7 protein-coding genes are annotated in these 4,618 nt (G+C 74.4%); 5 read left to right on the forward strand and 2 right to left on the reverse strand.

The features are described 5' to 3' along the window. From DVA66_RS17290 to DVA66_RS21745, 3 genes are all read left to right on the forward strand, one after another. Positions 1-195 (forward strand): hypothetical protein (locus DVA66_RS17290; RefSeq protein ID WP_157974085.1); only part of this gene is annotated, 195 nt, incomplete at its 5' end. Between the two features lie 291 nt (positions 196-486). Then, a complete protein-coding gene (locus DVA66_RS17295; RefSeq protein WP_114561176.1) occupies positions 487-879 on the forward strand; it encodes a DUF4118 domain-containing protein in 393 nt (130 codons plus the stop codon). 452 nt (positions 880-1,331) lie between these two features. Next, positions 1,332-1,553, forward strand: a complete 222-nt coding sequence (locus DVA66_RS21745) for a winged helix-turn-helix domain-containing protein (RefSeq protein ID WP_332872883.1) — start codon at positions 1,332-1,334, stop codon at positions 1,551-1,553. Between the two features lie 115 nt (positions 1,554-1,668). Here the strand turns inward: DVA66_RS21745 and DVA66_RS17305 are convergent, their stop codons facing one another. Further along, complete coding sequence (locus tag DVA66_RS17305) at positions 1,669-1,878, reverse strand: hypothetical protein (RefSeq protein ID WP_114561178.1); 210 nt, start codon at positions 1,876-1,878, stop codon at positions 1,669-1,671. Between the two features lie 81 nt (positions 1,879-1,959). Here DVA66_RS17305 and DVA66_RS17310 point away from each other — a divergent pair, with 81 nt between their 5' ends. After that, complete coding sequence (locus tag DVA66_RS17310; RefSeq protein ID WP_114561179.1) at positions 1,960-2,874, forward strand: LysR family transcriptional regulator; 915 nt, start codon at positions 1,960-1,962, stop codon at positions 2,872-2,874. A gap of 3 nt (positions 2,875-2,877) precedes the next feature. Here DVA66_RS17310 and DVA66_RS17315 read toward each other — a convergent pair whose 3' ends face one another. Further along, entirely contained in the window at positions 2,878-3,693 is an 816-nt protein-coding gene (locus tag DVA66_RS17315; protein WP_198671896.1) for a glycosyltransferase, read from the reverse strand. A 241-nt stretch (positions 3,694-3,934) separates the two neighbouring features. Here DVA66_RS17315 and DVA66_RS17320 point away from each other — a divergent pair. Then, the coding region (locus tag DVA66_RS17320) for an MFS transporter (protein ID WP_114561181.1) at positions 3,935-4,618 on the forward strand (684 nt) is incomplete at its 3' end.

Consider the following 4,618-nt stretch of genomic DNA (forward strand, 5'->3'; position numbering starts at 1 on the left):
CCGGGGGTCTGGCGACGGCTCGGCGTCCCCGCCGTGCTCGCGGTGGCGGCCGTGCTGGTGGGGGCGCTGCTGGCGTGGGCGGCGGGGTTCGTGGTGCTGCCGGCCGCGCTGACGCTGGTGGCGGTGGTCGTCGTGCTGCTGGTCGCCCTCGCCGGCCTGGTGCTCTGGCCCGCCTCGGCGTCCCGCGACCGCTGACCGGCGCTCCTCGCCGTCGCCCAGCTCTGAGTTTGCGATCCGGCACCGGTGTCGGTGCCGGATCGCGAACTGAAGTGGTCTGGGGGTGGGGTGACGGGTGTCAGCGTCGGACCGGGGTCGGGTCATGCGAACCGGTGAGGTGGCGCACCGCGAGCGCTCGGTCCGTGCGCCGAGGCTGGAGGGACCGGACCACAGCGGCGGACGCCCGCGCGTCCGGATCTGGTCAGGACCGGCCCGCCTGCCGGCCGGACCTGCCTACCGTGACCACGACCGACCCTCCGAGGAGCCCCGATGATCCCGACCACCGTCCCCGACCCCGTCCCGCCGTCGCCGCTGCCCGGCGCCGCGGACTGGAGGGTGGTGCTGTCCTGGACCGCGGCGCTGGTCGTGCCCGCCGTGGCGGGGCTGGCGGCGTTCCTGGTCGGGCGGCCGGCATCGGCTCCGCTCGCAGCGATCCTGCTCGTGCTGGCCGTCGCGGTGGTGGCCTGGGTCGGCGGCCGCTGGCCCGGTCACCTGAGCGCGGTGGTCGCCGGCGTGGCCTACGACCTCGGCTGGACCGAACCCTACGACCGCCTCGTCATCGCCGCCCCCGAGGACGTGCTGGCCACGGTCCTGCTCGTCGGCGTCGGGATGGGCGTCACCTGGCTCATCTCCACCATCCGCCTCCCCGACATCCCCCGCTGAGCGCGTTGTGGGCGCGTCATCCTGAGAGGTGCGATGAGCGCCCCTGCCGCCCCTCGCTCTGCTGGACGCGGCGCTGCGACCCCAACGCCCTGAGCCTGTCGACCCCAACGCCCTGAGCCTGTCGACCCCAACGCCCTGAGCCTGTCGACCCCAACGCCCTGAGCCTGTCGAAGGGCGATCGGGCAGGGTCGGCCCGCGCTTCGACAAGCTCAGCGCGTTGTGGTTGCGCGGTCCCGCGCGGTGCGGTGAGTGCCCCTATCCCGTCGCTCCGCTGAAGGCGCCGCTTCCACCGGCTCAGCGCGCTGTGGTTGCGCGATCGCGGCAGCGCGCCGGCCTCGGCGGGCGGGGTGCGTCACGAGGAGATGCGGACACGTGCCGGACCTGTTGCTGGTGCTCCTGACCCTGGTGGGCTTCGGCCTGCTGCTCGGTCTGCTGGCGGGGGTGCAGAAGCTGTGAGGCCCGTCGACCTGGTCGCCCCGGGAGTGGCGGTGGCCCTCGCGGGCTACCTGCTCGCCGCCCTGCTGCTGCAGGAGCTGCGCGGGCCCTACCTCGATCGCGAGACCCACTACCTGCGGGTCTACATCGCCCAGCTGCGACGCAAGCTCGAACCCGACCCGGCCTCTCCGCGGCACCTGCTCACCGAGCCGGGCGTCGGTTACCGCCTGGTCCCCTGACCCCGGCCCGTCGGCCCGGCCCCGCACCCACTTCACACACCTTCGACGGCCCGCACACTCGCTGCAGCGGGTGTGCGGGCCGCCGAAGGTGTGTGAAGGTGCGGGATTCGGCTGCTCAGAGGGCGCGGGGACGGGAGGGGCGCGGCCGCAGCAGGGCCACCCGGATCCGGTGCAGCGTGCGGGCGGCAGCGGCCACGACGTCCTGCGGACGCTCGGGGAAGACCTGCTGGCGTGCGATGAAGAGCTCGTGGGCCAGACGCTCGGCGTCCCGGTCGGCGACACCGGGGCCCAGGGATCCGTAACGGGTGTTCGGCGTGTTGTTCATGACTCAAGCCTGGCGCGACTGAACCGGTAGCGCCAGCGAATAGTTCTTCACGACCGTTCAGTTCTGCTGTAGCGTCATCCCATGCTCGACCTCCAGCGTCTGCGCGCCTTCCGGGCCGTCATCGCCACCGGCTCCGTCGCCGCGGCCGCCACCCGGCTGGGCTACACGCCGTCGGCGATCAGCCAGCAGATCACCGCCCTGCAGCGCGAGACCGGGCTGACCCTGTTCGAGAAGAACGGGCGCGGGCTGGTGCCCACCCCGGCCGGTGAGCTGCTGGCCAGCGAGAGCGACGCGATGATGAGCCACCTCGCCCACCTCGACGGGGTGGTCGACGATCTCAAGGCCGGCCGGACCGCGGCGCTGAAGATCCGCTGCTTCCCCTCGATGGGGGAGGCGCTGCTGCCGACGGTGGTCGCCCGGCTCCGCGAGGAGCTCCCGGACGTCTCGGTGCGGGTCGACCTCTCGGACAACCTCACCGCCGAGGACGCCGGCAGCTCCGACCTGTGCCTGCACACCGAGGGTCTGGAGGACCACCAGCCGGTGCCGAAGGGCCGCCGGCGGATGGTGCTGGCCGAGGAGGACTACTACGCGGTGGTCTGCCCCGACCACCCGCTGGCCGGACTCGACGAGGTGTCGCTGGCCGACGTCGTCGAGCACCCGTGGGTGCAGGAGGACCTCGGCGACACCGCCTGCGCGCGGATCATGCGCGACGCCTGGCGGGCGGTCGGGCGGACCCCGCGGACCGTGGTGCGGACGTCCTCGCACAGCAGTGCGATCGCCTTCGCCGCGGTCGGGCTCGGGGTGTTCATCGGGCCCTACCTCACCGTCAAGGGGCTCGGCCCGGACGTCCGGGTGATGCGGGTGGTCGCGCCCACCCCGCGCCGCCGAGACGTCGTCTCGGTCCGTCAGGACGCCGAGCGCAACCCCGCGGCGCGACGGCTGCTGGAGGTGCTGCTCGAGGTGATCGAGGCCGACCCGGGGATGGTCCGGGCCTGACGCTCAGGCCGCGGCGCGGTACCGGCCGGGCTCGCCGTTCGCGGTGTACAGGGTGCGCCCGATCCGTCCGGGCCAGTACACCCCGCGGAAGACGATCTGGGGGACCTTCAGGTGCCAGTGGCTGACCCGGTGGTGCTCGTAGGTGCGTTCGAACCGGCGGGTGTACTCCAGGTAGCTGCGCCGCCCCGAGTCCAGCCGCCGGGCCGAGACGCCGGCCCGCATCGCCGGGGCGTAGGCCACCCGCAACCCGGCCTGGTAGAGGTGCACCGCGAGGTCGATGTCCTCGTGCATGAGGTCGTCGGGGTCGAGGCAGACATGGGGCTCGATGGTCGCCCAGGCGGTGGCCCGCAGCGCCATGTTGCTGCCGTAGAGGAAGGGGTACTGCGGGCCGAGCCCGTGCAGCGTCCGGCGCACCAGGTCGTCGGAGAAGCGGTGCACGCCGAGGAGCGAGACGTCGTAGTAGCGCACCGGGCCGGTGACGGCGGCGACGCCCGGGTCGGTCATCGCCTCGGCCACCCGCTGCACCCAGTCCGGGGTCAGCACGGTGTCGGCGTCGATGCGTCCCAGCACCTCACCGGTCGCCGCGGCGAAACCGGCGTTGCGGGTCGGGATGAGGCCCTGGGCGGCGTCCTGGCGGACCAGCCGGATGCCGGCGGCGGGGTAGGCGGCGGCGAGCCGGGTGACGATCTCGGCGGTGGCGTCGGTGGAGCGGTTGTCGACGACGATCACCTCGTGGGCCGGCACCGTCTGCCGCACCGCGGCGAGGACGCACCGGGCGATCACGGCCTCCTCGTCGTAGGCCGGGATGATGACCGACACCGACGGGAGCGACGTGGCCGTCCTCCTGGCCGGGCGTCGCCGTCTGATGCGCGGGATCGAGTCGAGTGGGCTCGTCATGCTCGCGTTCTCTCGGTCGGGTACCGAGGCAGAGGCTAGCCACCGTCGGGCTCCGGCGCACGTGACCCGGCCGGGGCGGGCTCCTCGGGTAGGGTCCCGACCGCTCGTCCCAGCCACCGGTGGCGCCTCCGGGGCCCCGCCGGTCCGAGAGGAGGACCCGCCCATGACGCGGTCCGGACCCGTGCCGGCGGCGGTCGATGCCGTCGGCCCCGCGCCCGGCGCCGCTCCCGGCCGGGTGGTCTCGCTGGCGGCGGTGCTGCTGGTCGCGGCCGGTCTGCGCTCGGCGATCACCGCGGTCGGCCCGGTGCTGGACCAGATCGGGGCGGACTACCGGCTGGACGAGCTCGCGCTGGGTCTGCTCGGGGCGCTGCCGCTGGTCGGCTTCGCCGTCGTCTCGCCACTCGTCCACCGGGTGTCGGGCCGTGCCGGGGCGGAGCGCACCGTGCTGTGGGCGGCGGTCGCCCTGGTGCTGGCGACCGTGCTGCGCTCGGCCCCCGGGGTGTGGTGGCTGTGGATCGGTACCGCCGGCATCGGCGCAGCCGTCGCCGTCGGCAACGTGCTGCTGCCCGCGATCGTCAAGCGCGACCGGGCACACCGGATCTCGCTGGCCACCGGCGGCTACACGGCGGTGATGACCGGCTGTGCCGCCGTCGCCTCGGGGCTCAGCGCACCGCTGGCCGCCGCGACCGGCAGCTGGCGGTGGGCGGTGGGCTGCTGGGCGGTGGTCACCGCGCTCGCCGCCCTCGTCTGGTGGGCGCAGACCCGCCGCCGTCCCGCGGACGCCCCGCCGACCGTGCCGGACGTCCTCCCGACGACGCCGCCGGCCGCGCTCTGGCGGCACGCCGGC

This window comes from Desertihabitans aurantiacus (assembly GCF_003344635.1).
GTDB classification, from domain to species: domain Bacteria; phylum Actinomycetota; class Actinomycetes; order Propionibacteriales; family Propionibacteriaceae; genus Desertihabitans; species Desertihabitans aurantiacus.

Bases quoted from the DNA above. Each gene is read 5' to 3' on its own strand.
- DVA66_RS17305 (WP_114561178.1), bottom strand. From the start codon at position 1,878: ATGAACAACACGCCGAACACCCGTTACGGATCCCTGGGCCCCGGTGTC.
- DVA66_RS17295 (WP_114561176.1), top strand. From the start codon at position 487: ATGATCCCGACCACCGTCCCCGACCCCGTCCCGCCGTCGCCGCTGCCC.
- DVA66_RS17310 (WP_114561179.1), top strand. From the start codon at position 1,960: ATGCTCGACCTCCAGCGTCTGCGCGCCTTCCGGGCCGTCATCGCCACC.